Origin of the sequence: Caballeronia sp. RCC_10, assembly GCF_041360715.1 — a bacterium.
GTDB classification, from domain to species: Bacteria; Pseudomonadota; Gammaproteobacteria; order Burkholderiales; family Burkholderiaceae; genus Caballeronia; species Caballeronia grimmiae.
Map to the genome: position 1 here is coordinate 1 of NZ_JBFUPT010000003.1, position 23,820 is coordinate 23,820.

Here is a 23,820-nt window from a genome sequence, read left to right on the forward strand (position 1 = left end):
CGAAACCGCTCATCGTACTTCGTCATGAAAAACACCCCAAAGGTTGGATCGGTGTCCAACTTTTGGGGTGCAGTTCAGTCACGAATATGACGCCGGCTTTTTTATGAATAACGACAAAGCAGGCCGATAAGCCGGATTCTGTGCACGCGCCGCCCGAAGACGATCGCGCGTGGCAGCCATTCCTCTAGGCGCGCCATTGCTGACGCGCTCAAGCTTCCTACCCGCAGACGAAACGGGGGCCCCGTTCGGCATCGCGAGGATGCGCGCCTGCCTATTTGGAATTGCTCCGGGTGGAGGTTACCGTGCCGGAACGTCTCGCGACGTCCGCGGTGCGCTCTTACCGCACCGTTTCACCCTTACCTGATCTTCGGACTTGCGCCCGAAGCCATCGGCGGTTTGCTTTCTGTTGCCCTGTTCCGCGTGTTGCCACGGATGGCCGTTAGCCATCACCCTGCCCTGTGGAGTCCGGACTTTCCTCGCCCCCGACGCCCTGAAGCGCCGAAGCCGCGGCTGCCTGGCCTGCTTTGCGGAGTCGATTTTAGCACTGGATGCGCGTGCGGCGTCCGGGACGGAAGACAGTTGCGTCGCCGTAAAACTCGGGCGATTCGTTCGCGGGCCACCAGCCGGGCACGCCGAGAACCGGCAGCGGCGCGAACGCGCGGCTGTCGATCGGGCGCGCGAGCAGGCTCATCGACACGCTTTCGTCGAGCATCGCGCGGGCGGTGGATTCGTCGGCGGCGAAGTATTCCGGTGGAACGTCGACGATCCACGCGTGCCCCGTGCACGCCTTGTACGGCGCGACGAGCTTCTCCAGCAGCGCGTGACCGAAGAGGCGCGTCTCGCATCGTGTGCCCCATGACGCTCGTTCGTCGATGAACAGCGTGCGCCAGTCGAAGCGGCGCAGCGCATCCGCGAGTCGGGGGTCGGCGCATGGGAAGAGGACGGCGTTCTCGTCGAACAGCGTGAGCGCGTCGCGCATGCCGCCGCGCGTCGGGCCGACGCCGAGCGCGTCGATCTGATCGGCCTGACGTGTATTCAGCGCCGCCTTCGTGCGCGGATACGCAAACCACATCAGCGCGTTGAAGAAGTCGTGCAGATTGTGGCGCGTCGGCACGCGGCCGGTTTCCGCGATATGGCCTTCATAGGACGCGCCCGGCGGCAGTTCGTCCTGCGCGATGAATGCGAGCGGCTTGCCGCGGCCGGTGACGAGCGCGGCTTGCGTCGCGTCGCCGTTGAGTTCAGCGAGGTAGCTGGCGTAGCTATCGAGCGCGGCGGACTGCCAGCGCCTGCCGCGCGCTGCGACCGGCGCAAGCCACGGCCGCGTCCAGTCGATTGAATGAAACGCCACCGTCGCTCACTTCCCGTCGACGAACCGCCAGCCGATGGTCTCCCCGCCGCGCAACGGCACGATCTGCGTGTCGCCGGCATTGAATTCCGCCGGCAACGTCCACGACGCCCGCTCCAGCGTCACCGTCTCTGCGCTGCGCGGCAGCCCGTAGAAGTCCGCGCCGTGAAAACTCGCGAAGCCTTCGAGCTTGTCGATCGCGCCGGCCTTGTCGAAGGCTTCGGCGTAAAGCTCCAGCGCGTGCAGCGCCGTATAGCAACCGGCGCAGCCGCACGCGTGCTCCTTCAGTCCCTTCGGATGCGGAGCGCTGTCCGTACCGAGGAAAAAGCGCGGATTGCCCGATGTCGCCGCTTCGACCAGCGCCACGCGATGCGTCTCGCGCTTGATCACGGGCAAGCAGAAATAGTGCGGGCGGATGCCGCCGACCAGCATCGCGTTCCGGTTGAACAGCAGGTGATGCGCGGTGATCGTCGCGCCGATGGGTCCCTGCGCGTCCCGCACGTAGTCGGCGGCGTCCTTCGTCGTGATGTGCTCGAAGACGACCTTCAACTCCGGGAAATCGCGTCGCAGCGGCGTCATCACGCGGTCGATGAACACCTTCTCGCGATCGAACACGTCGATATCGCCGTCCGTCACTTCGCCGTGGATGAGCAGCGGCATGCCGCTTGCCTGCATCGCTTCGAGCGTTTTCGCGCACTTGGCGAGATCGGTCACGCCCGCGTCGGAATTGGTCGTCGCGCCCGCCGGATACAGCTTCACGCCGTGCACGAAGCCGCTTTCGCGCGCCCGATGAATCTCCTCGGGCGGCGTTTTGTCGGTCAGATACAGCGTCATCAGCGGCTCGAAGCGCGCCGCCGCGCCGTCCTTCGGCAGCGCCGCCAGGATGCGCTCACGGTACGCCGCGGCCATGTCCGTCGTCGTGACGGGCGGCTTCAGGTTCGGCATGATGATCGCGCGGCCGAACTGGCGCGCGGTGTGCGGCAGAACAGCCGCGAGCGTCGCGCCGTCGCGCACGTGCAAGTGCCAGTCGTCGGGGCGCGCGAGCGTGAGCGATGCGGGTGTCGTGGTCGAAGCGGTCGTGTCGGGCGAAACAGGAGTGGCGGACATGGCGTGATGACGGCGAAGACGTTGAAGGAGATGAGCAGACCGCAAGCAGGATGCGCCGAAACGATGCACCGTGAGCGGCGCGAGCCGGAAAAAATCGCCGTGGAAAACGCACAACGCGCGGCCGGCGCGTGGCGGTTCGATTTTTTCGACAATGGGCTCGGGTGATATGCTTGTCGGACGTATTGTAACAACCGGCCTTACGGCCCTAGCCCGTCTGCCTGAAGCAAATGTGCCAACTTCTCGGAATGAATTGCGCCGAACCGACCGACGTGACGTTCTCGTTCACCGGCTTCGCGGCGCGCGGCGGAGTGACGGACCATCACGGCGACGGCTGGGGCATCGCATTCTTCGAGGACAAGGCGTGCAGGCTTTTCATCGACCATCAGTCGTCCGCGAGTTCGCCGCTCGCCGAGATGGTGAAACGCTATCCGATCAAGTCGAAGAACACGATCGCGCATATTCGCAAGGCGACGCAGGGGCATATCCTGCTCGAGAACTGCCACCCGTTCCTGCGTGAACTGTGGGGGCGGCACTGGATCTTCGCGCACAACGGCGATCTCAACGGCCACGCGCCGGAACTGACCGGCGTGTATCAGCCGGTCGGCACGACGGACAGCGAACTCGCTTTCTGCGCGCTGCTGCAGGGCTTGCGCCGTGCATTTCCAAACTCGCAGCCGCCGCTCGACGAACTCTTCGATGCGCTCGCCACGCTCACGCGCGACATCACGCAATACGGCGTCTTCAATTTCTTGATGTCCAACGGGCAGGCGCTCTTCTCGCACTGCTCGACGCATCTGTACTACCTGGTGCGGAGCTGGCCGTTCTCGACGGCGCATCTGATCGACGCGGACATGTCGATCGACTTCGCAAAATATACGACGCCCGAAGATCGTGTGGCGGTCATCGCCACTTCGCCGCTGACGGACAACGAAGTCTGGACGCGCTTTGCTCCGGGCGACCTCGCGATGTTTCAGAAAGGCGCGCTCGCACGGACGGTCAATATTCCGGTGCCTGAGGCCGTGGCGAAGAAAGCCGCGGAACCGCTTGCGAAGGCGTGCGTCGGCTCGGCGTTGAAGATCGAAGAGATGCGGACGACGGCGGCGGTGGAATCGGAACTCGGCATCGAATAAAAAAGCGGCGTGTCCTTTCGAACGCGCCGCCCTTTTTTCTGCCGAAGCAGCACAACGCTCAGTGCAGAATCTTCGCCAGAAAGTCCTTCGCCCGGTCCGACTTCGGATTCGCGAAGAACGCTTCCTTCTGGTCGTCCTCCACGATCAAGCCCTTGTCCATGAAGATCACGCGATGCGCCACCTTCTTGGCGAAGCCCATCTCGTGCGTCACGCACATCATGGTCATGCCTTCCTGCGCGAGTTCGACCATCACGTCGAGCACCTCGTTGATCATCTCGGGATCGAGCGCGGACGTCGGTTCGTCGAAAAGCATCGCGATGGGGTCCATCGACAACGCGCGCGCAATCGCCACGCGCTGCTGCTGACCGCCCGACAACTGTCCCGGATACTTGTCCGCGTGCGCGCGCAGGCCCACGCGGTCGAGCAGCTTCAGACCCTTCTGCGTGGCTTCGTCGTTCGAGCGGCCAAGCACCTTGATCTGCGCGAGCGTCAGGTTCTGCACGATGGACAGATGCGGAAACAGCTCGAAGTGCTGGAACACCATGCCGACCTTCGAGCGCAGCTTCGACAGGTTCGTCTTCTTGTCCGTCAGCGACTGGCCGTTGATCGTGATATCGCCCTTCTGGAACGGCTCGAGTCCGTTGACGGTCTTGATGAGCGTCGACTTGCCCGAACCCGACGGGCCGCACACCACGACGACCTCGCCCTTCTTGACTTCGGTCGTGCAGTCGGTCAACACCTGAAACTGCCCGTACCACTTGGAAACGTTTTTGATGGAGATCATCTTGCGACCTTTTTCTGAAGACTTTTGACGAGGGCCGACGCCAGCACGCAAATCACGAAATAACACGCCCCGGCGAACAGGACCATTTCGACGGTCGTCCCGTCGCGGTCACCGATGTTCGTCGCCGTGCGGAAGAAGTCCGCGAGACTGATCACGTAGACGAGCGACGTATCCTGGAACAGCACGATCGCCTGCGTGAGCAAAAGCGGCACCATCGCGCGGAACGCCTGCGGCAGCACGACGAGCTTCATCGCCAGGCCGTAGTTCATGCCGAGCGCGAATGCCGCATTCACCTGCCCGCGCGGCACCGCCTGAATGCCGGCACGAATGATTTCCGAATAGTACGCGGCTTCGAAGAGCGAGAACGCGACCATCGCCGATGCGAGGCGAATGTCGATATCCGCCGACAGCCCGAGCACGTTCTGCAGCAGTTGCGGCACGATCAGGAAGAACCACAACAGCACCATCACGAGCGGAATCGAGCGGAACAGCGTGACGTACGCGCCCGCGAACCATTGCAGCGGCTTGACGCCCGACAGGCGGAACAACGCGATGACCGTCCCGAGCAGGATGCCGACGACGATCGCCAGCACCGTGATCTGAAACGTGATGACGGCGCCGGTCCACAGCGTCGGCAACGCGCCCGGAATACCACTCCAGTTGAACTGATGCATTACTTGCCTCCGATGTAGCCAGGCAGCCGCGTCTTCGCTTCGACCCAGCGCATCAACAGCATCACGATGAGGTTGATGAGCATGTAAGCGAGCGTCACCGCGATGAACGATTCATACGTCTGCGCCGTGTAGTCGACGAGCTGCCGCGCCTGCGCGGACAAGTCGAGCAGACCGATGGTCGACGCCACCGCCGAGTTCTTGAAGACGTTCAGGAATTCCGACGTGAGCGGCGGCACGATGATGCGGTAAGCCACCGGCATCAGCACATAACGATACGTCTGCCATTCCGTGAAGCCCATCGCGAGGCCCGCGTTGCGCTGTCCGCGCGGCAGCGCGTTGATGCCCGAGCGCACCTGCTCGCAGACGCGCGCGCCGGTGAAGAGTCCGAGACAGATGATCGACGACGAAAAGAACTGCGCGGAAGGCGGCAGTTGCTTGAACCAGTTGCCGATGGATGCCGGCAGCAGCTCCGGTATCACGAGATACCAGATGAAGAACTGCACGATCAGCGGGACGTTGCGGAAAATCGCGACGTAGACGGTGCCGATGCCCGCCAGCGTGCGATTCGGGACCGTGCGCAAGATGCCGAACAACGAACCGACCACCAGCGCGATCACCCAGGCCGCCAGCGACACGGTAATCGTCACCCAGAAGCCGGATATCAGCCAGCCCAGGTAAGTAGTGGGCTCGCCGGTGGAAACCGGACTCAGCAGGATGCCCCAGTTCCAGTGATAAGACATGGACATACTCCAAAAAGAAACGGAAGAAGCAAGGCTCCTTCCGTTTCGTTCGTTCCGCTAGCCGAACCGGTTAGTCGATCGCCTTGTCGTTCGGGCTCTTGTACAGAGCCTTCATGTCGTCGCTTTCCGGGAAGTTAAGGTTGAGGTTCTTCGGCGGAATCGGGCTTTCGAACCACTTCTTGTAGATCTTGTCGGCTTCGCCCGACGTTTCGACCTTCGCGATCGCGTCGTCCACCACCTTCTTGAACTCGGGGTCGTTCTTGCGAATCATGCAGCCGTACGCTTCATGCGATTGCGGCGCGCCGACGATCACGAAATCGTTCGGATTGTTCGACTTCGCGCGCTCGCCCGCGAGCAGTGCGTCGTCCATCATGAACGCGACCGCGCGGCCGGTCGACAGCGTCAGGAACGACTCGCCGTGATCCTTCGCGCTGATGATGTTCATGCCCATGTTCTTGTCCTGATTCATCTTGCGAAGCAGGCGCTCGGACGTCGTGCCGGCGGTCGTCACGACCGTCTTGCCCTTCAGGTCCGCCCAGTCCTTCACGCCGGAGTCCTTCTTGGTCATCAGGCGCGTGCCGATCACGAAGATCGTGTTCGAGAAGGACACTTGCTGCTGACGCTCGGCGTTGTTCGTGGTCGAGCCGCACTCGATGTCCACGGTGCCGTTCTGCACGAGCGGAATACGGTTCTGCGAGGTGATAGGCGTGAGCTTCACCTTCAGGTTCGGCTGATTCAGCTTCTGCTTGACCGCTTCGACGACCTTCAGCGCGAACTCGTGCGAATAGCCCACGACGTTTTGCTTGTCGTCATAGTACGAGAACGGAATGGACGATTCGCGATGCCCCAGCGAAATCACGCCCGTGTCCTTGATTTTCTTCAGCGTGCCTGCGTCCTGCGCGTAAGCGCCCGTGGCGAACATACCAAGCGCAGCGACGAGCAGCGCAGCCTTTTTAAGTTTCATTTGTTCGATCTCCTATGGCGAAAAACGGGCCAAGTTTAGCAGGGTAATTATTCTGAAAGAATGATTGTTAACCGCTAGTCGTCTGATCTACGAGACGGTTGGCTGCAACTCGGCGCAACTGCATGTAGGCGCGCATATTACGCGAAAAAAATGAAAAAGCGGGAGGCATTCATGCGAATGCCTCCCGCTCGATTCAAAGCTCGTTTTCACGGCCGGTCACGCGGCCCACAGGCCGCGCCGCGCCGCGATTGCAACGGATGCTCCGCCGCACGCGATGCCCGCCGATCAGGGGTACAGGCCGCGCATTTCGCGCGCCATCAGGATGCGCGTACACGCAACGATGAACGCCGCCGTGCGTACCGATACCTGTTGTTCACTTGCAACCTGCCACACCGCTGCGAACGCTTCGCGCATCACGCGCTCGAGACGCAGGTTGATTTCGTCTTCGGTCCAGAAGAAGCTGGAGAAGTCCTGCACCCATTCGAAGTACGAGACGGTCACGCCGCCTGCGTTCGCGACCACGTCCGGAATGACGAGCACGCCCTTGTCGTGCAGGATGTCGTCAGCGGCGGTGGTCGTCGGGCCGTTCGCGCCTTCGACGATGATCTTCGTCTTGATCTTCGGCGCGTTCTCCTCGGTGATCTGCCCTTCCAGGGCGGCCGGGATCAGGATGTCGCTTTCGATCGTCCAGAACTCGTCGCGCGAGACCGGATCCGCACCCGCGAAGCCGCCGACGCCGCCGGTTTCCGCAACGTGCGCAGCCAGCGCAACGGTATCCATGCCCTTCGAGTTGAACAGCGTGCCGGTGTGATCCTGCACCGCGATGACACGTGCGCCCGCCTCCTGGAACAGACGCGCCGCAATGCCGCCGACGTTACCGAAGCCCTGCACCGCGATACGAGCGCCTTCGATCTCCAGACCGACGCGACGCGCCGCTTCCGTGCCGACGACGAACACGCCGCGGCCCGTCGCTTCCTTGCGGCCGAGCGAACCGCCGAGCGAAATCGGCTTGCCGGTGACGACGCCCGTCGCCGTCTGCCCCTGGTTCATGGAGTAGGTGTCCATCATCCACGCCATGATCTGCTCGTTCGTATTCACGTCCGGCGCGGGAATGTCGGTGTTCGGCCCGATGATGATGCCGATCTCGCTCGTATAACGGCGCGTCACGCGCTCGAGTTCGCCGCGCGAGAGCGTGCGCGGATCGACGCGGATACCGCCTTTCGCGCCGCCGTAAGGGACGTTCACCGCCGCGTTCTTCACCGACATCCACGCGGACAGCGCCATCACTTCGGAAAGCGTCACGTCCTGGTGATAACGCACGCCGCCCTTGCCCGGACCGCGCGACGTGTTGTGCTGCACGCGATACCCCTCGAAGTGCGCGACCGTGCCGTTATCGAGTTCGATCGGGCAATCGACGATCAAAATGCGCTTCGGGCGCTTGAGCGTTTCGAGCCAGCGAGAGAGGGAACCGAGATAAGGCGCTACGCGATCGACCTGCCGCAGATAATTACCCCAGGGGCCGAGATCGTCGGCATGCAGATACGAGGGGATGGACTGGTCTTGCTTCGGGGAGGACATTGATGCTCCAGCGGTTGTGGAATGCATGCATTGTCGAAAAACGGCGTTTCCAAATCCAATGCCGTTTCCTTATCCCATCATGCGTTTTGTGCATAACGTCCAACAGGCCTACGCCGCAGGCGTTTCCGCCGATGCCTTCAGCAATTCTTCTCCGACCGCATCCCATAGCGCGCGCATCAACGCCTGGCGAGGTTCGTCGCCTTGCGAGGCGAACTTGTCGCGATAGAGGCGGATTTCCATCGTCAGCGTGAACTGGCCGGCAGGCGTTCCGCGCGTTCCCCGGTCGAGCCGGATGAGCCGTCCTTCATCGACGGCGTCTTCCACCGCGCTATGCGGAAGGAACGCGATGCCGTGGCCCGCAAGCGCCATCGCCTTGAGGCCTTCGGCCATGTCGGTCTCATAGACCTTGTCGAGATGAAGGCGCGCCGGCGCGGTCGCGATGATGACTTCCGTCATGCGCCCGAGATACGCGTTCGGCGTGTACGACAGATACGGCACGGGCGCATCGGCGGTGGCGGGCAGCGTGTAGCGCGCGCGGCCCGCCTTGTTCGCGGCGGAGAACGGGCTGATCGGTTCCGCGCCGAGCGTGAGCATGTCGTAGCGTGCGGGATCGAGCGCGACGGGATGACTCGGATGGTGGTAACCCATCACGAGATCACAGCCGCCTTCGACGAGCGACAGCACCGCGTCGTGCACGTTGAGCGCGCGCAGCCGCGTGCGGATGCGTCCGAGCCGCGCCTCGATATGCTGCAGCCAGCGTGGAAAGTACGTGAGCGATAACGTATGCGGCACAGCGAACTCGATGGTCGCCGCCGGCGCGCCTCCCTGTCCGCGCAAGAGCGTGCGTGCTTCGTGGAACTGCGAGAGCATCGCGAGCGCCTGCTCGTAGAACACTTGTCCGGCTTGCGTGAGCCGCGTCGGATAGACGGAACGATCAATCAGTTCGGTGCCGAGCCACGCTTCGAGCGCCTGAATGCGCCGTGAGAACGCCGGCTGCGTGATGTGCCGAAGCTCGGCCGAGCGGCTAAAGCTGCGCGTCTCCGCGAGCGAGACGAAGTCTTCTAGCCATTTCAGTTCCATGCTGGGTCGCGCCTCGATATGCGAATGCGGCATTTTAGCGGGCGCGGGCGCTTCATTCGATGGCGCGGACAAGCCGCAGCGCACCATCGGCAGGCACCGGGCACGCGCACGGTGCGGCGTCGCCAATCTCATGTCCAGCCGCAAACGCAAGCCAGGACTCGCGTAGCGTCATCCGTGAAAACGTGCATCCGATTGGCATGATGCTTGCAAAAATCCGGGCCGCCGCGAAGGCATCTCTCAAGCGCGCACTTCGCTTCCACCGGAACACGCAATGTCCAATCTGATCGCGTCGCTCAAGAGCGGCAACTGGCGCTCGCTGCTCGCCTGTTTCCTCTACTTCGATACGGGCTTCACCGTCTGGGTGCTGTACGGGCCGCTTGCGCCGTTCATCGGCCGCGACGTGACGATGTCCGCCGCGCAGCAAGGCTTTCTCGTCGCGGTGCCGGTGCTGGCCGCCGCGATCCTGCGCGTGACGCTCGGCAATCTCTATCAATCGACCGATGGGCGCCGCGTCGCGCTGATGGGCGTGCTGCTTTCGTCGATACCGTCGATCGTGCTGCCGCTCGTGCCGGGCGTGCCGTCGTATGCGCTGCTGCTCGTGCTCGGCGTGTTCCTCGGGATGGGCGGCGCGAGCTTCGCCGTCGCGTTGCCGATGGCCGGCAGCAACTATCCGCCGAAGGTGCAGGGACTCGTGCTCGGGCTCGCTGCGGCGGGCAATATCGGCGCTGTGCTCGACGGCTTCCTGTTTCCTCATCTCGCCGATGCCTTCGGCTGGAAGCTCTCGACCGCCGCCGCACTGCCGCTGCTCGCGATCACGGCCGTCGCGCTATATGCCTGGGCGTCGGACGCCGGCGAGAAAACCGGCAGCACGATGCGCGCGCTTGCCAGCTTCGCGGTGACGCTGGCAAGCCTAGTCGTGCTCGTGCTCGCGGTGCACGGCGGCGTGTTCGGCGCGGGCCGCGCGGGCGTTCTGCTGCTCCCGTTGATCGGCGCGCTGATCGCGATTGCCGTATTGCCGCGCCGATATCGTTCGGTGCTGGCCGAGCGCGATACGTGGGTCATCATGCTGATTTACAGCATCACGTTCGGCGGCTTTGTCGGCATGTCTTCGTATGTGACGCTGCTTTTGACGTCGCTCTATCAGATGCCGAAGCTCGAAGCGGGGCTCTTCATGTCGCTGCTCGCGTTTCTTGGCGCAATCGTGCGGCCGTTCGGCGGCTATGTGGCCGATCGCGTGACCGGCGTGCGCGCGTTGCTCGTGCTGCTGGCGGTCATCGCCGCCGCCGACTTCGCGTTCGCGATCTGGATGCCGCCCGTGACCGGCGGCCTCGCGTTGCTCGTATGCCTGTATCTTGCGTTCGGGCTCGGCAACGGCTCGACTTTTCAGCTGGTGCCGCATCGCTGGAAGGGCAAGACGGGCTTGTTGTCGGGGATCGTCGGGGCGGCGGGCGGTATCGGCGGCTTCTATCTGCCGGTGATCATGGGTATCGCGAAGGAAAGCACCGGCAGCTATCAGATGGGCTTCGCGACGTTCGGCGTGCTGGCCACGTGCGCGTTCGGTGCGCTATTCATGGTGCGCGGACAATGGCTGCGCTGGTCGGCGCTGTCGGCGCAAGAGCGTGATGCAGTTGCGCTCAACGGCGCGCACGCGATGGAGTGATGCGCGACGCTCAAGGCCGGCGATTACCGTCGATTGCCGGCCAGCGGGCGAAGGCGAAGACCCACAGCATGATGAGGTTGAGCACCGGGATCAGTCCTGCGAGCAGCCACCAGCCGGAATGCCCGGTGCGCCGAATGATGCGCACATACGGATCGCAGGCCAGGAAGCCAATGCCGATAACGATAAGCCAGTGCCAGATGCTGAGACTTCACATTATTTCCTCGCAGATTCGTGTGGCGAAGCGGCGCGCTCGTGCGTCATCGTTACGCATGCCTAACTAATGGGCAGCGACTATTACAGCTTCGCGCAGTCGCGCTGGATTCGCGACTGCGCGCTCGTTATCCGATGTCAACGCGCACCGCATCCCCCTGCTCGACGACCGGCTCCTCCGCCCGCTGCTGCTGCAACGCCCACATCTGGGCGAACAAGCCGTCTGCCCGCAGCAACTCCGCGTGCGTGCCGCGCTCCACCACGCGTCCGTGATCCATCACGATGATCTGCTGCGCATGCACGACCGTCGACAAGCGATGCGCGATGATCAGCGTCGTCCGCTCGCGTGCGATCGAATCGAGTTCGCGCTGAATCGCGCGCTCGGACTTCGAATCGAGCGCCGACGTGGCTTCGTCGAAGATCAGGATCGGCGGATTCTTGAGCAGGGTCCGTGCGATCGCCACGCGCTGCTTCTCGCCGCCCGACAGCTTCAGCCCGCGCTCGCCGACCGCCGTCTCGTAGCCCGCTGGCAGCCCTTCGATGAAGTCGTGAATATGCGCCGCCCGCGCCGCCGCGATCACTTCGTCACGGCTCGCGGATGGCCGTCCATACGCGATGTTGTAGTAGATGGAATCGTTGAAGAGCACGGTGTCCTGCGGCACGATGCCGATGGACGCCCGCAGCGAATCCTGCGTGACATCGCGGATATCCTGCCCGTCGATCACGATGCGCCCGCCCGTCTCGCGATCCAGATCGTAGAAGCGGAACAAGAGCCGCCCGAGCGTCGATTTCCCCGATCCGCTATGTCCGACGACAGCGGTCGTCGTACCCGCCGCGATGGTGAAATCGACCTCGTGCAGGATCGGCCGCGCCGCTTCGTACGCGAAGCTCACGCGCTCGAAACGCACCTCGCCACCGGTTACGTCGAGCGGCGCCGCATTCGGCGCATCGGGCACTTCGCGGCCCGCGCCGAGCAGGGTGAACATGCGGTCCATGTCGGTCAGCGCCTGCTTCAGTTCGCGATACACCACGCCGAGAAAATTCAGCGGGATATAGAGCTGCAGCATGAACGTGTTGATCAGCACCAGATCGCCGAGCGTGAGCCGCCCGGCCATCACGCCCTGCGTCGCGCGCCAGAGAATGAAGACGAGCCCGGTGCCGATAATCGCCTGCTGTCCGAAGTTGAGCATTGAAAGCGAACGCTGCGACTTGATCGCCGCCGCGCGATATCGCTGCAGATTCTCGTCGTAACGGCGCGTTTCCCATGCCTCGTTGCCAAAGTACTTCACGGTCTCGTAGTTGAGCAGCGAATCGATCGCGCGTGAGTTGGCCTTCGAATCCAGCTCGTTCATCGTGCGCCGGTAATGCGTGCGCCACTCCGTCACCTTCACCGTGAAGCCGATATACAGGCACAACGCGACGAGCGTGACGATCGCGTAATACGCTTCATATTTCGTCACGAAGAACGCGAGCACGAGACCGACTTCGACCAGCGTCGGCAAGATGCTGTAGAGCGAATACGACACGAGTTGCTGAATGCCGCGCGTGCCGCGTTCGATATCGCGCGACATGCCGCCCGTTTGCCGCTCCAGATGAAAACGCAGCGACAGCGAATGCAAGTGACGAAACACTCTCAGCGCAAGCTGGCGAACCGCGCTCTCCGTCACCTTCGCAAAGAGCAGTTCGCGCAGTTCCGTGAAGAGTGAAGTCGAGAGCCGAACGCCGGCATACGCGACCACCAGCAGTCCGATACCGCCGATCAGCACGATGCTTGGCGCATCGTTGGCGCGGCCGAGCGCGGTGAGATGTTGCACGGACGCCAGGCTATCGACGATGCGTTTCATCACGATCGGCACGCCCAGATTGGCGACTTTGGCGCCGATCAGGCACGTCAGCGCGAACACGACGCGCCATTTATAGGTGGTCAGATAAGGCAGCAGCGAGCGGATAGTCTGCCAGTCGTTGCGCGGACCTTGCGCGACTGGCCCCGGCTCGGAATTCGAAGAGCGGCGCATGAGTTCGAGTTGTGAAGGCGCGTCACGCGAAACATCACGTCACGGCGCGGCGTGCGGACGCCTTATGTGGAGCGGGCGCACGCCGTGCGTGCTTCCCGTACAATTTGTCGAAGGCCGCGTCGCTCATCCAGTGCCGATGCGCGCGGCCTTTCCCTATACATAAGCATTGTCGCAGAAGGTTCAGGGCCACGCTCGCGCCCGCCTTCGCATCGAGCGACAGCAATCGGACTGCCTTTCATGCCTGAAGAATCGAAACTTCCTCAAAAGCCCGTGACCCTGCGCGTCGTGCCGCAGCCCGCCGATTCCAACATGCACGGCGACGTGTTCGGCGGATGGATCATGGCGCAAGTGGACATTGCCGGTTCGATTCCGGCAAGCCGCCGCGCGAACGGGCGCGTCGCGACCATCGCGGTGAATTCGTTTCTGTTCAAGAACCCGGTATTCGTCGGCGATCTGCTGAGCTTTTACACCGACATCGTGAAGACGGGCAATACGTCGATCACCATCTACGTCGAGGTCTATGCGCAGCGCATGAGTCTCGCGGAAGAAGTCGTCAAGGTGACGGAAGCGACGCTGACGTACGTCGCGACCGACAACGATCGCCGGCCGCGTGCGCTGCCGCCGCTGGATTGAAGCCCGTTCACCGTTAATTCAATAGCACGCCCTGCTGCAGCAGCCCCGGAATGGCGTCATGCGGCATCGGGCGCGAGAACAGGAAGCCCTGCATTTCGTCGCAATCGCGCTCGCGCAGAAACTCATGCTGCGCGGGCGTTTCGACGCCTTCCGCGATCACCTGCAATTCGAGCGAATGCGCGAGCGCGATGATTGCCGAGGTGATGGTTTCATCGTCGCCCGACGAGCCGATATCCGCGACGAACGAGCGGTCGATCTTCAGCCGATGCACCGGAAAGCGCTTCAGATACGACAGGCTCGAATAGCCGGTGCCGAAGTCATCGATCGCAATGCCGATGCCGAGCGCCGATAGCTCCGACAGCATCGCCACCGCGTCTTCGGCGTTGCGCATGATCGCGCTTTCGGTCAGCTCCAGCTCCAGATAGCGCGGCTCCAGTCCCGTCTCTTCCAGCACGGAAGTGACGAGCGTCGCGATGTCGCGCTGCTGAAAATGCCGCGCCGACAGATTCACCGACACCCGCGCGGGCGGCAGACCCGCATCCTGCCACGCCTTGTTCTGCCGGCACGCCTCGCGCAACACCCATTCCGACAACGGCCCGATCAGCCCGCTCTCTTCCGCGACCGGAATGAACGACGCCGGCGACACGAGCCCCTGTTCGGGATCGTGCCATCGCACGAGCGCCTCGATACCGACGATCGCTCGCGTCGCCATATCGACTTGCGGCTGATAGTGCAGCAGGAACTCGCCGTCGCGCAGCGCGCGCCGCAGCCGCCGCTCCAGATTCATGCGCGCCCCGACGCTCGCGTTCATCTCCGGGTGATAGAACTGGTACGTGTTGCGCCCGAGATCCTTTGCGCGATACATCGCGAGATCCGCCTTCTTGAGCACGGTCTCGGCGTCGTCGCCATCTTGCGGGAAGAGACTCGCGCCCATGCTGCAGCCGACGTAAAGCTCGGTTTCGTCGAGCCAGACGGGTTCGGATATCGCCGCACGCGTGCGCTCCATCCAGGCGATGAGATCCGCTTCGTCGGTGATGTCCGGCAGCACGAACACGAACTCATCGCCGCCGTGGCGCGCGACGGTATCGCTCGATCGCGCCGAGCGCGCGAGCCGTTCGCCGATCACCGCGAGCAGGCGATCGCCGACGCTGTGCCCGAGGCTATCGTTGACGTTCTTGAAGCCGTCGAGGTCCATGAACACGACCGCGATCTTGGTCTCGCGCCGCCGCGCCTGTTCGATCGCCTGTTGCAGCCGGTCGCGCAGCAGGTTGCGATTGGGCAGCCGCGTGAGCGTGTCGTAGTTCGCCTGGTATTCGAGTTGTTCCTGATAGTCCATCAGGTCGGTCACGTCGTTGATGATGCCGATGTGATGCGTCGTCAGCCCTTGCGCGTTCGGCACCGGCGCGACGAAAAGCTGGTTCCAGAAAAGCGCGCCATCCTTGCGATAGTTCCGCACGACGACGCTCGTCTCCATGTCCGCCGAGAGCGCGCGGCGAATCGACTTCAACCCTTCCTGATCCCGGTCCGTGCCATGCAGGAAGCCGCAGTTGCGGCCGATGACCTCGGCGGGATCGTAGCCCGTGATGCGCTTGAACGCCGGATTCGCATACTCGATCACGTTCGCGCCGTTCACGACGCCGGTGATGAGAATTGCGTTCACGCTCGCGTCGAGCGCACGGCTTTGCAGACGCAGCGCGAGTTCGGCGCGCTTGCGCTCCGTCACGTCCTGGTACGAACCGAGCACGCCGATGGTATGCCCCTCGCCATCGAGCAGCGGCAGCAGGCTCGTGACGACCGTATGCAGCGTCTCGCCGACGAGCACGTCACGCTCGAAGTGCATCTTCGGCACGGTCGTCTCGATGACTTCCTGATCGTCGGCGCGCACCGTGTCGGCGGCGGCGGACCACGGCAGGTCATCGTCCGTCCTGCCGATGACCTGCTCGTTGTACGCGAGCCCCGCATCGCGGGCAAACGCGTTGTTGCAGCCCAGATAACGCGATTCGCGGTCTTTCCAGAACACCCGCTGCGGAATGTTGTCGATGACCGCTTCGAGCATCTCGTTCGAGCGGCGCGCCTCGGCTTCCGCGTTGATGCGGTCGGTCACGTCGTTCGCCAGCATGAACAGCCCCGGCCGGTTCGAATAGGTCAGCGCGTGATGCGAGACGTCGGCGCTGCTGGTCGAGCCATCGCGATGCCGGTAGCGCCACACGCCGCTCGAGCGCTGGCCGCGCGTCGCGCGGTCGCCGGCCTCCGCGCCGCCGCGGGCGAGCCGCGCCGCGAAACGGTCGAAGTCGTCGGCGACATGCAGATCGCGCAAGGTCATCTCCATGAACTCGGCTTCGGCGTAGCCGTAATGCTGGACCGCGGCGGGATTCACGGCGATGAAGCGCATCGTCTCCCGATCCACGATCCACATCGGCACCGGATGCGCCTCGAACATGCCGCGGAACCGCTCGTTGCTGCGATGCTTCGCCCGCGCGATGCCGAGCTTTTCGCGCGACGAACGCTCGTGGCTCGCGAACAGGTAGATGAGGACGCCGCTGCCGGCGAGCATCGTGAAGGCGAGCAGCAGCATCGCGCCGCCCGAGCCGGTCGCGGAGCGGTCGAGCGCGGCGATGGTCGCCGTATCGATACGCGAACGCACGGCGGCCAGTTGTTCGTCGACGGCCTGCTGGTCCGCGCCGAGCGAAACGAACGCGGCGTCGACCCAGGTGCGCGGTTCGTCGGGAAGCGCGCGGCGGGCGCGTTCGTCGGCGAGCGTGGCGTCGGTGCGCATGGTGGCGACGCGCGCGACGAGCGCATCGAACGCGCCGGTGACTCCGGGTTCCAGCGCGGTCTGGGCGCGCAGTCCGCTTTCGAGCGCGTCGAGATGCGCTTCACGCGCCTCGTGTTGCGCCACCGGCTCGACGACGCCCGTCGCCTCGAATCGGCTCAGTTGCGTAAGCGTTTCGCCGAGCGCATCGCGATAGGCCGCGAGATCGCGCAGCAGACTCATCGAGCGCAGCGTGCGGGCATTGCCGTCGCGCAAGTCGGCGATTCGCTCGCACGCGACGAACGCATTCGCGCCGAGCGCGGCGAGCACCACGGCGATATTCACGAGCAAACGCCTGGAGAGGAAACGAGTCATGGGCGACGGGCCGATCCTGTTGTTCCGCGATGGACGCGCCGATGCCGTGCGCGCGCCCACGCAAAAGCGCGGCGTGAAGCCTGGGCTCACACCGCGAATAGTGGATCACGCAGATAACGGCAGGTTTTCGACGGTCTTTAGCGTCGCCGGAAAAGAAAAATTCCGCCCGCGTTATTCAGCCAGCCCGAACTCCCGCATCGCGGGAAGAAAGTCGTGATTGGCCTTGTTGGTATTGCGCGAGAGCTTGGCAAGCGCATAACGCTGGAACGGATCGAGCGCGGCCCAATGCGAAAGGCTCGGCGCGCTCACGCCCGACAGGCTGCTCTGACGGATAACGGTCTCCGGCACCGCGTCGGCGTGCGCCCAGACGGGTTCGGGATCGCGCGGGATTCTCTCAGGCGCGGCGTTCGCGTGCGTCTTCAGCATCTCTTCGAGCGCGAGATCGAAGTTCTTCTCAACGTCGGCTTCATCTTCGATCGGAAAGCGCGCGAGCAGCACGCGATCGTCGTAAGGAAGCATCTGCCATTGATCGAGCGTGATGCGCATGCCGAAGCGGTCGAGATTGAAGCGCACCGCAAGCGGAATGAAGCGCAGATTGTCCGAGGATTCAATCTCGAACTTGAAGAGACGGGCGGCGTCGTAAAGTCCCATGGCGATAGCCTCGTTGGTTTGAGGGGCGCGCGCCGGCGCGCATCGCCCGCTTAAGTTATTGTAGGGCCTGGTGTTGGGCTCGAACCGTGCATTGTGTGCCGCTGCGTGCGCCTGTGAACGAGCGCGGGCAGCCAGTCTATGGAGCAAGCCCTATACCCGGACTCTAACGAAGTCCTCGTTCGTGCAGCAACGGAGTGCAAGTCAAGTGAATCAACTCGAAACCGAAGATCAGCCGGGCTACATCGAGCGGCAGGTGCGCAGGCATCGGCGCGGCGAACTCGCCGTTGCAAGCGATAACGTCGGTCAGGAATGGCCCGTCGCGCTGGTGTTCAACGGCATCTCGCACGCGGTGATGATGTGCACGCCGCGCGATCTCGAAGCGTTCGCAATGGGCTTCTCGCTGACCGAGGGCATCGTCGAGCGTGGAAGCGACATTCACGATATCGAAGTCTATTACCGCGACGATGGCCACACGCTGCCGCATGCCGAAGTGCATCTGCAAGTGGTGCAGCAGGCGTTTCTTGCGCTGAAGGACAAGCGCCGCGCACTGGCGGGCCGTACCGGTTGCGGCGTGTGCGGAATAGAAAGTATCGACTTGCTGGATCTTGAGCCGGAGCGCGTGCCGGATACCGGCTTTCTGACGCGGCTTGCGCCCGATGCGATCGAGCGCGCGGCGCGCGAGTTGCCCGCCCATCAGCGTTTGACGAAGCTGACGGGCGGGCTGCACGCTGCCGCCTGGTGCGACGACACCGGCGCCGTGCGATTCGCGTTCGAAGACGTCGGACGGCATAACGCGCTCGACAAGCTCATCGGCCAGCTCGTGCTGCAGCGCGTGGATACGACGCAGGGCTTCGTGTTCCTGTCGAGCCGCGCAAGCTACGAGCTCGTGCGCAAGTCGGCGCGCGTGGGCGTGCCGATGGTCGTCACCATCTCCGCGCCGACATCGCTGGCCATTGGCATCGCGAAGCAGGCGGGCTTGCGGCTGGTGAGTTTTGCGCGCGAGAGCAGCTACGTGGAATACGACGTGGAATGACCGACTTCACTGGAACTTCGTGAAATCCGCCTTCCGCTTCTCGAAGAACGCCGCAAACGCCTCCCGCGCTTCCGGCGCGACGAGCATCCGCGAGAAGTGCGCCGCTTCCTCGTCCATGCGTGCGGGCACTTCAGCCGACTGCTCGCCTTTCATCAGCGCTTTCGTCGCACGCAGCGAAGCGGCCGGCAGCGCCGCGAGCTGCCGTGCGCGCTCGAACGCGTAGGCATCGAGTTCGGCGGCATCCATCACGCCGTTGACGAAGCCCATGCTCACCGCTTCATCGACGCTGAACGCTTCGCCCAGCAGCAGCTTTTCCGCCGCCCGCTGATACCCCGCGATGCGCGGCAGCAAGAGACTCGACGCCGCCTCCGGACATAACCCAAGCTGCACGAAGGGCAGCGAGAACTTCGCGTTCTTCGCGGCATAGACCATGTCGCAATGCAGGAGCATCGTCGTGCCGACACCAACCGCGACGCCCGATACCGCCGCGACGACGGGCTTCGGCATGCCGGACAGCCGCCGCAGGAACTGGAACACGGGCGCGTCCTGCTCCTTCGGCGGGTCGTTGAGAAAGTCTTCGAGATCGTTGCCCGCGCTGAACGCGCCGCCGTTGCCGCGCAGCAGAACGGCGCGCACGGCCGGGTCTTTCTCGGCTTCGTAGAGGCCGTCGGCCATTTCCTGATACATCGCCGCGGTGATCGCATTCTTCTTGTCGGGACGATTGAGCACGATGCTCAGCACGCCTTGCGCGCGTTCGATGACGATATCCATTCCGCTGTCTCCTTCCGATGGCGGCGTCCGCGAGCATTGCGCCCGCGGACGGTTCAAGGTCAAACGCGCTCGATGATCCCCGCCGCGCCCATGCCGGTGCCGACGCACATCGTCACCATGCCGTACTTCAGATTGCGGCGGCGCAGACCGTGAACGACCGTTGCCGAGCGGATTGCGCCGGTCGCGCCGAGCGGATGCCCGAGCGCGATCGCCCCGCCGAGCGGATTCAGCTTCGACGTGTCGAGACCGAGATCGTTGATGACCGCGAGCGATTGCGCCGCGAACGCCTCGTTCAGCTCGATCCAGTCCATATCGTCCTGCTTCAGCCCTGCTGCCTTCAGCGCGGCCGGAATCGCTTCCTTCGGCCCGATGCCCATGATCTCCGGCGGCACGCCGCGCACTGCGAAGCTCACGAAGCGCGCGAGCGGCGTCAGGTTGAACTGCTTCAAAATCTTTTCCGACACGACGATCAACGCGCCGGCGCCATCCGATGTCTGCGAGCTGTTGCCCGCCGTCACCGAGCCTTTGTTCGCGAACACGGCGCGCAGTTTCGCGAGACCTTCGAGCGTCGTGTCGGCGCGCGGGCCTTCGTCGAATGCGATCTCGCGCGCATTCACGCGCACTTCGCCGCTTTCGAGATCGGGGAAGCGCTCGTTGAGCATGTACGGGGCGATTTCATCGGCGAATTCGCCCGACTGCTGCGCGGCCAGCGCACGGCGATGCGACTCCACCGCGAACGCGTCCTGGGCCTCGCGGCTCACCTTCCAGCGTTCGGCCACTTGCTCGGCCGTCAGCCCCATGCCGTAAGCAATGCCGATGTCCTCGCTGCGATCGAAGATATGCGGCGACAGCGACGGCTTGTTGCCCATCATCGGCACCATGCTCATGGATTCGCAGCCGCCCGCGATGATCGCGTCGGCCTCGCCCACGCGGATGCGGTCCGCCGCCATCGCGAGCGCCGTCAGCCCCGATGCGCAGAAGCGGTTCACCGTCACGCCGCCGACCGTCTTCGGCAGCCCGGCGAGCAGCGCGCCCATGCGCGCGACGTTCAAGCCCTGCTCCGCTTCCGGAATCGCGCAACCGACGATCGCATCTTCGATCACGTTCGTATCGAGCCCCGGCACTTGCGCGACGGCCGATCTGATCGCGTGGACGAGCAGTTCGTCCGGGCGCGTGTTCCTGAACACGCCGCGCGGCGCCTTGCCGATCGGCGTGCGGCTCGCGGCGACGATGTATGCTTCCTGAAGTTGTTTGCTCATATCAAGCTCCGATGTTCCGCGCGCCTTAGTTGCGAACCGGCTTGCCGGTCTGCAACATGCCCATGATCCGTTCCTGCGTCTTCTGCGTGCCCAGCAGTTCGATGAACGCCCGGCGCTCGAGCGCGAGCAGCCATTCTTCATCCACGAGACTGCCGCCTTCGACGTCCCCGCCACACACCGCTTCCGCGATGCGGCTCGCGATCAGGAAGTCGTGCGCGCTGATGAAGCGTCCATCGCGCATGTTGACGAGCGACGCCTTGATCGTCGCTATCGCCGAGCGGCCCGCGACCGGCACTTGCTTCACGCGCAACGGCGCGCGATAGCCCGCGTCCGACAGCGCCCGCGCTTCCTTCTTCGCGATGTCGAGCAATTCGTGCACGTTGAACACGATGGTGTCCGATGGCTTCAGATAGCCCATCGCGCGTGCTTCGAGGGCGGAGCCGGAGACTTTCGCCATCGCCGCGTTCTCGAACGGCTTCTGCAGGAACTTGAGCAGATCGCTCGTTGCGTTGACGGCGCTGGCTGCTTCCGCTGCGCGCAACGCGGCTTCCTTCAGGCCGCCGCCCGCCGGCACGAGACCGACGCCCACTTCCACGAGCCCGATGTAGCTCTCGACATGCGCGACGCGTTTCGCCGAATGCAGCAGCAGTTCACACCCGCCGCCGAGCGCAATGCCCGATACCGCCGACACCACCGGCACGTTCGCGTACTTCACGCGCAACATGCCTTGCTGGAATTTCTTCACGAACGGCTCGATGCCCTTCGCGCCGCCCATCATGAAGGCGGGCATGGCTTCTTCGAGATTGGCGCCTGCCGAAAATGCGCCGCCCGGCGTGCCGAGCGTGAGCGACGTCGGCTGCCAGATGACCACGCCGCGATATTCCTTCTCCGCGAGTTCGATGGCTTGCGTAAGTCCGTCGAGGACGCCGGGACCGATGGTGTTCATCTTCGTCTTGAACGAGACGATCACGACATCGCCCTGAGCGTCGTCGAGCCAGGCGCGCACGGCGTCGGTTTCGAAGAGCGTCTTGCCGTAGGTCTTCGGATCGGCGCCGGTTTCACCGATGAGCGGTGCGCGGAACACCTGCTTGCCGTAGACGGGCAGCGTCGAGCGCGGCTCGAAGTGCTTCGACTTCGGCGACCACGAGCCTTCGTCGGTATGGACGCCGCCTTTCTCGGCGACCGGGCCGTCGAGCACCCACGCGGGCAGCGGTGCGCTCGAGAGCGCCTTGCCGGCGTCGATGTCTTCCTGTACCCACTTCGCGATCTGCTGCCAGCCGGCTGCCTGCCAGCTTTCGAACGGCCCCTGGCTCCAGCCGAAGCCCCAGCGGATGGCGAGATCGACGTCGCGCGCGTTATCCGCGATCGATTCGAGATGCACCGCGATGTAGTGGAACACGTCGCGGAAGATGGCCCACAGGAATTGGGCCTGCTTGTTGTCCGTCTCGCGCAGCAGCTTGAAGCGTTCGGCGGGCGGGCGCTTGAGAATGCGGCCGATGATCTCGTCCGCTTTTGCGCCGCCATCGACGTATTGCGCTGTTTTCGGGTCGAGGACCTTGATCGCCTTGCCTTCCTTGCGATAGAAGCCTGCGCCGGACTTTTGGCCGAGCGCGCCGTTCTTCACCAGTTCGGCGAGCACGGGCGGCGTCGTATAGACGGGGAAGAACGGATCGTCGGCGAGGTTGTCCTGCATCGTCTTGATGACGTGCGCCATCGTGTCGAGGCCGACGACATCGGCGGTGCGGAAGGTTGCCGATTTCGCGCGGCCGAGGCGTGCGCCGGTGAGATCGTCGACTTCGTCGAAGCGCAGGCCGAACTTTTCCGCTTCGGCGATGACGGCGAGGATCGAGAATACGCCGACGCGGTTCGCGATGAAGTTCGGCGTGTCCTTGGCGCGCACGACGCCTTTGCCGATGACGCTCGTGAGGAACGTTTCCAGTTGATCGAGGATTTCGGGTTTCGTCGATGCGGTCGGAATGAGTTCGACCAGATGCATGTAGCGCGGCGGATTGAAGAAGTGCACGCCGCAGAAGCGGGACTTCAGTTCTTCATCGAAGCCGTTCGACAGTTCGGTGATCGAGAGGCCGGACGTGTTGCTGGCGAAGATCGCGTGCGGCGCGATGTGCGGCGACACTTTTTTGTAGAGATCGTGCTTCCAGTCCATGCGCTCGGCGATGGCTTCGATGACGAGATCGCATTCTTTCAGTTTCTCGATGTCGTCGTCGTAGTTGGCCGCTTCGATGTATTGGGCGTCGTCTTTGATCCCTAGCGGCGCTGGGGACAGCTTCTTGAGGTTCTCGATTGCCTTCAGCGCGATGCCGTTCTTTGCGCCTTCCTTGGCGGGAAGATCGAACAGCAAGACGGGCACGCGGGCGTTGATCAGATGCGCAGCGATCTGCGCGCCCATCACGCCGGCGCCGAGCACGGCGACTTTGCGGATGTTCAAGGTGCTCACTTGGTGTACCTCTCGGGTTGGGTTTTTTGCTTTCGCGGCGCGTTGGGTTAACTTGATGCGGTGTCTTGCGTTTCTTTTCAGTAGCCGCCTCCCCGGCGGAGGGGTCACTTTCTTTGCCGCTGCAAAGAAAGTAACCAAAGAAAGCAGCTTTTTCTGAGCTGCCCTAAGCAACAATAGCGCAGCCACTTCGTAGAACATCGGTGGCACTCAGCTTGATAAAGCCTTGAATCACCCTCCGCGCCCACTGAACACAAACGTCCTGCGAGCCCCTTGGCTCGTTAACACCGAACGTATTTCACTGCCTCGCCACTTAGGTTGCTTCTGTACTTTCAATGCCGGGCAGTACTCAGCTTAGAAGTTATCGTCGCTCGTGCGGTTGCGTCCACGTCAACCGCCCGTTGGTTTTGTCGAGCCAAGGGGCTCGGAGGACGTGGCGCTCAGCGGGCGTGGAAGGTGATTCAAGGCTGCTAATTAATTCGAGTGCCACTGAAGTTCTACGGAGTGGTCACCCATACTGTGCTGCGGGCCAAAAAAGCTGCTTTCTTTGGTTACTTTCTTTGCAGCGGCAAAGAAAGTGACCCCCGCCCCGGGGAGGGGCACACTA

20 protein-coding genes and 1 other RNA gene are annotated in these 23,820 nt (G+C 63.5%); 5 read left to right on the forward strand and 16 right to left on the reverse strand.

The window, feature by feature from the left end:
- Positions 1–111 precede the first annotated feature (111 nt).
- The 3 genes from rnpB to pyrC form a co-directional block, all read right to left on the reverse strand.
- An RNA gene (rnpB, locus tag AB6804_RS07575) (RNase P RNA component class A) lies at positions 112–526 on the reverse strand.
- Between the two features lie 12 nt (positions 527–538).
- Entirely contained in the window at positions 539–1,348 is an 810-nt protein-coding gene (locus AB6804_RS07580; protein WP_370885957.1) for a DUF3025 domain-containing protein, read from the reverse strand.
- A gap of 6 nt (positions 1,349–1,354) precedes the next feature.
- Entirely contained in the window at positions 1,355–2,452 is a 1,098-nt protein-coding gene (gene pyrC / locus AB6804_RS07585; protein WP_370885958.1) for a dihydroorotase, read from the reverse strand.
- A gap of 6 nt (positions 2,453–2,458) precedes the next feature.
- Between pyrC and AB6804_RS07590 the strand changes: the two genes are divergently transcribed.
- Positions 2,459–2,617 carry a hypothetical protein gene (locus tag AB6804_RS07590; RefSeq protein ID WP_370885959.1) on the forward strand — a complete coding sequence of 53 codons (159 nt, stop codon included), beginning with the start codon at positions 2,459–2,461 and terminating at the stop codon, positions 2,615–2,617.
- A gap of 62 nt (positions 2,618–2,679) precedes the next feature.
- Complete coding sequence (locus AB6804_RS07595; RefSeq protein ID WP_075583096.1) at positions 2,680–3,582, forward strand: class II glutamine amidotransferase; 903 nt, start codon at positions 2,680–2,682, stop codon at positions 3,580–3,582.
- A 58-nt stretch (positions 3,583–3,640) separates the two neighbouring features.
- On the opposite strand, the gene AB6804_RS07600 is transcribed toward AB6804_RS07595, so the two are convergent.
- The 6 genes from AB6804_RS07600 to AB6804_RS07625 form a co-directional block, all read right to left on the reverse strand.
- Positions 3,641–4,366 (reverse strand): amino acid ABC transporter ATP-binding protein, encoded by a 726-nt coding sequence (locus tag AB6804_RS07600; RefSeq protein WP_035961703.1) that lies wholly within the window; start codon positions 4,364–4,366, stop codon positions 3,641–3,643.
- The gene (gltK, locus tag AB6804_RS07605) at positions 4,363–5,040 is read right to left on the reverse strand and encodes a glutamate/aspartate ABC transporter permease GltK (protein ID WP_035961704.1); all 678 of its coding nucleotides are present in this window, start codon (positions 5,038–5,040) and stop codon (positions 4,363–4,365) included. Before gltK ends, AB6804_RS07600 begins: the two co-directional genes overlap by 4 nt.
- Positions 5,040–5,780, reverse strand: a complete 741-nt coding sequence (locus AB6804_RS07610; RefSeq protein ID WP_244793521.1) for an amino acid ABC transporter permease — start codon at positions 5,778–5,780, stop codon at positions 5,040–5,042. The genes gltK and AB6804_RS07610 overlap by 1 nt, the downstream gene beginning before the upstream one ends.
- 70 nt (positions 5,781–5,850) lie before the next feature.
- On the reverse strand, positions 5,851–6,744 hold the full coding sequence (locus AB6804_RS07615; RefSeq protein WP_244793522.1) for a glutamate/aspartate ABC transporter substrate-binding protein: 894 nt from the start codon (positions 6,742–6,744) through the stop codon (positions 5,851–5,853).
- A gap of 285 nt (positions 6,745–7,029) precedes the next feature.
- Positions 7,030–8,322, reverse strand: coding sequence for a Glu/Leu/Phe/Val dehydrogenase (locus AB6804_RS07620; protein WP_370885960.1), 1,293 nt, complete (start codon positions 8,320–8,322; stop codon positions 7,030–7,032).
- Between the two features lie 108 nt (positions 8,323–8,430).
- On the reverse strand, positions 8,431–9,402 hold the full coding sequence (locus tag AB6804_RS07625; protein WP_370885961.1) for a LysR substrate-binding domain-containing protein: 972 nt from the start codon (positions 9,400–9,402) through the stop codon (positions 8,431–8,433).
- Positions 9,403–9,673: 271 nt separating this feature from the next.
- Here AB6804_RS07625 and AB6804_RS07630 point away from each other — a divergent pair, with 271 nt between their 5' ends.
- Positions 9,674–11,062: an MFS transporter gene (locus tag AB6804_RS07630; RefSeq protein ID WP_370885962.1), complete on the forward strand. Its 1,389-nt coding sequence runs from the start codon at positions 9,674–9,676 to the stop codon at positions 11,060–11,062.
- Positions 11,063–11,072: 10 nt separating this feature from the next.
- Here the strand turns inward: AB6804_RS07630 and AB6804_RS07635 are convergent, their stop codons facing one another.
- Both AB6804_RS07635 and AB6804_RS07640 read right to left on the reverse strand, forming a co-directional pair.
- Entirely contained in the window at positions 11,073–11,261 is a 189-nt protein-coding gene (locus tag AB6804_RS07635; protein WP_370886263.1) for a hypothetical protein, read from the reverse strand.
- A gap of 139 nt (positions 11,262–11,400) precedes the next feature.
- Positions 11,401–13,287: an ABC transporter ATP-binding protein/permease gene (locus AB6804_RS07640; protein WP_370885963.1), complete on the reverse strand. Its 1,887-nt coding sequence runs from the start codon at positions 13,285–13,287 to the stop codon at positions 11,401–11,403.
- Positions 13,288–13,524: 237 nt separating this feature from the next.
- On the opposite strand from AB6804_RS07640, the gene AB6804_RS07645 reads away from it, so the two are divergent.
- A complete protein-coding gene (locus AB6804_RS07645) occupies positions 13,525–13,920 on the forward strand; it encodes an acyl-CoA thioesterase (RefSeq protein ID WP_035961716.1) in 396 nt (131 codons plus the stop codon).
- 13 nt (positions 13,921–13,933) lie between these two features.
- Here the strand turns inward: AB6804_RS07645 and AB6804_RS07650 are convergent, their stop codons facing one another.
- Positions 13,934–17,047, reverse strand: coding sequence for an EAL domain-containing protein (locus AB6804_RS07650; protein ID WP_370885964.1), 3,114 nt, complete (start codon positions 17,045–17,047; stop codon positions 13,934–13,936).
- A gap of 171 nt (positions 17,048–17,218) precedes the next feature.
- Complete coding sequence (locus tag AB6804_RS07655; protein WP_370885965.1) at positions 17,219–17,698, reverse strand: nitrate reductase associated protein; 480 nt, start codon at positions 17,696–17,698, stop codon at positions 17,219–17,221.
- 205 nt (positions 17,699–17,903) lie between these two features.
- On the opposite strand from AB6804_RS07655, the gene fdhD reads away from it, so the two are divergent.
- Entirely contained in the window at positions 17,904–18,731 is an 828-nt protein-coding gene (gene fdhD, locus AB6804_RS07660; RefSeq protein WP_370885966.1) for a formate dehydrogenase accessory sulfurtransferase FdhD, read from the forward strand.
- Between the two features lie 6 nt (positions 18,732–18,737).
- Here fdhD and AB6804_RS07665 read toward each other — a convergent pair whose 3' ends face one another.
- Genes AB6804_RS07665 through AB6804_RS07675 form a run of 3 tightly spaced genes read right to left on the reverse strand, consistent with a single transcriptional unit; the run spans position 18,738 to position 23,216 of the window.
- Positions 18,738–19,502 (reverse strand): enoyl-CoA hydratase, encoded by a 765-nt coding sequence (locus AB6804_RS07665; protein WP_370885967.1) that lies wholly within the window; start codon positions 19,500–19,502, stop codon positions 18,738–18,740.
- 59 nt (positions 19,503–19,561) lie between these two features.
- The gene (locus tag AB6804_RS07670) at positions 19,562–20,761 is read right to left on the reverse strand and encodes an acetyl-CoA C-acyltransferase (protein WP_244793530.1); all 1,200 of its coding nucleotides are present in this window, start codon (positions 20,759–20,761) and stop codon (positions 19,562–19,564) included.
- Between the two features lie 25 nt (positions 20,762–20,786).
- Positions 20,787–23,216 carry a 3-hydroxyacyl-CoA dehydrogenase/enoyl-CoA hydratase family protein gene (locus tag AB6804_RS07675; RefSeq protein ID WP_370885968.1) on the reverse strand — a complete coding sequence of 810 codons (2,430 nt, stop codon included), beginning with the start codon at positions 23,214–23,216 and terminating at the stop codon, positions 20,787–20,789.
- Positions 23,217–23,820: the final 604 nt, after the last annotated feature.

What these genes read in the sequence shown, in the direction of transcription:
- AB6804_RS07630 (WP_370885962.1), top strand. Translation starts at nt 9,674, where the DNA reads ATGTCCAATCTGATCGCGTCGCTCAAGAGCGGCAACTGGCGCTCGCTG.
- AB6804_RS07655 (WP_370885965.1), bottom strand. Translation starts at nt 17,698, where the DNA reads ATGGGACTTTACGACGCCGCCCGTCTCTTCAAGTTCGAGATTGAATCC.
- AB6804_RS07665 (WP_370885967.1), bottom strand. Translation starts at nt 19,502, where the DNA reads ATGGATATCGTCATCGAACGCGCGCAAGGCGTGCTGAGCATCGTGCTC.
- AB6804_RS07625 (WP_370885961.1), bottom strand. Translation starts at nt 9,402, where the DNA reads ATGGAACTGAAATGGCTAGAAGACTTCGTCTCGCTCGCGGAGACGCGC.
- AB6804_RS07650 (WP_370885964.1), bottom strand. Translation starts at nt 17,047, where the DNA reads ATGACTCGTTTCCTCTCCAGGCGTTTGCTCGTGAATATCGCCGTGGTG.
- AB6804_RS07670 (WP_244793530.1), bottom strand. Translation starts at nt 20,761, where the DNA reads ATGAGCAAACAACTTCAGGAAGCATACATCGTCGCCGCGAGCCGCACG.
- gltK (WP_035961704.1), bottom strand. Translation starts at nt 5,040, where the DNA reads ATGCATCAGTTCAACTGGAGTGGTATTCCGGGCGCGTTGCCGACGCTG.
- AB6804_RS07615 (WP_244793522.1), bottom strand. Translation starts at nt 6,744, where the DNA reads ATGAAACTTAAAAAGGCTGCGCTGCTCGTCGCTGCGCTTGGTATGTTC.
- AB6804_RS07645 (WP_035961716.1), top strand. Translation starts at nt 13,525, where the DNA reads ATGCCTGAAGAATCGAAACTTCCTCAAAAGCCCGTGACCCTGCGCGTC.
- pyrC (WP_370885958.1), bottom strand. Translation starts at nt 2,452, where the DNA reads ATGTCCGCCACTCCTGTTTCGCCCGACACGACCGCTTCGACCACGACA.
- AB6804_RS07590 (WP_370885959.1), top strand. Translation starts at nt 2,459, where the DNA reads ATGACGGCGAAGACGTTGAAGGAGATGAGCAGACCGCAAGCAGGATGC.
- AB6804_RS07600 (WP_035961703.1), bottom strand. Translation starts at nt 4,366, where the DNA reads ATGATCTCCATCAAAAACGTTTCCAAGTGGTACGGGCAGTTTCAGGTG.
- AB6804_RS07620 (WP_370885960.1), bottom strand. Translation starts at nt 8,322, where the DNA reads ATGTCCTCCCCGAAGCAAGACCAGTCCATCCCCTCGTATCTGCATGCC.
- AB6804_RS07595 (WP_075583096.1), top strand. Translation starts at nt 2,680, where the DNA reads ATGTGCCAACTTCTCGGAATGAATTGCGCCGAACCGACCGACGTGACG.
- AB6804_RS07640 (WP_370885963.1), bottom strand. Translation starts at nt 13,287, where the DNA reads ATGCGCCGCTCTTCGAATTCCGAGCCGGGGCCAGTCGCGCAAGGTCCG.
- AB6804_RS07610 (WP_244793521.1), bottom strand. Translation starts at nt 5,780, where the DNA reads ATGTCTTATCACTGGAACTGGGGCATCCTGCTGAGTCCGGTTTCCACC.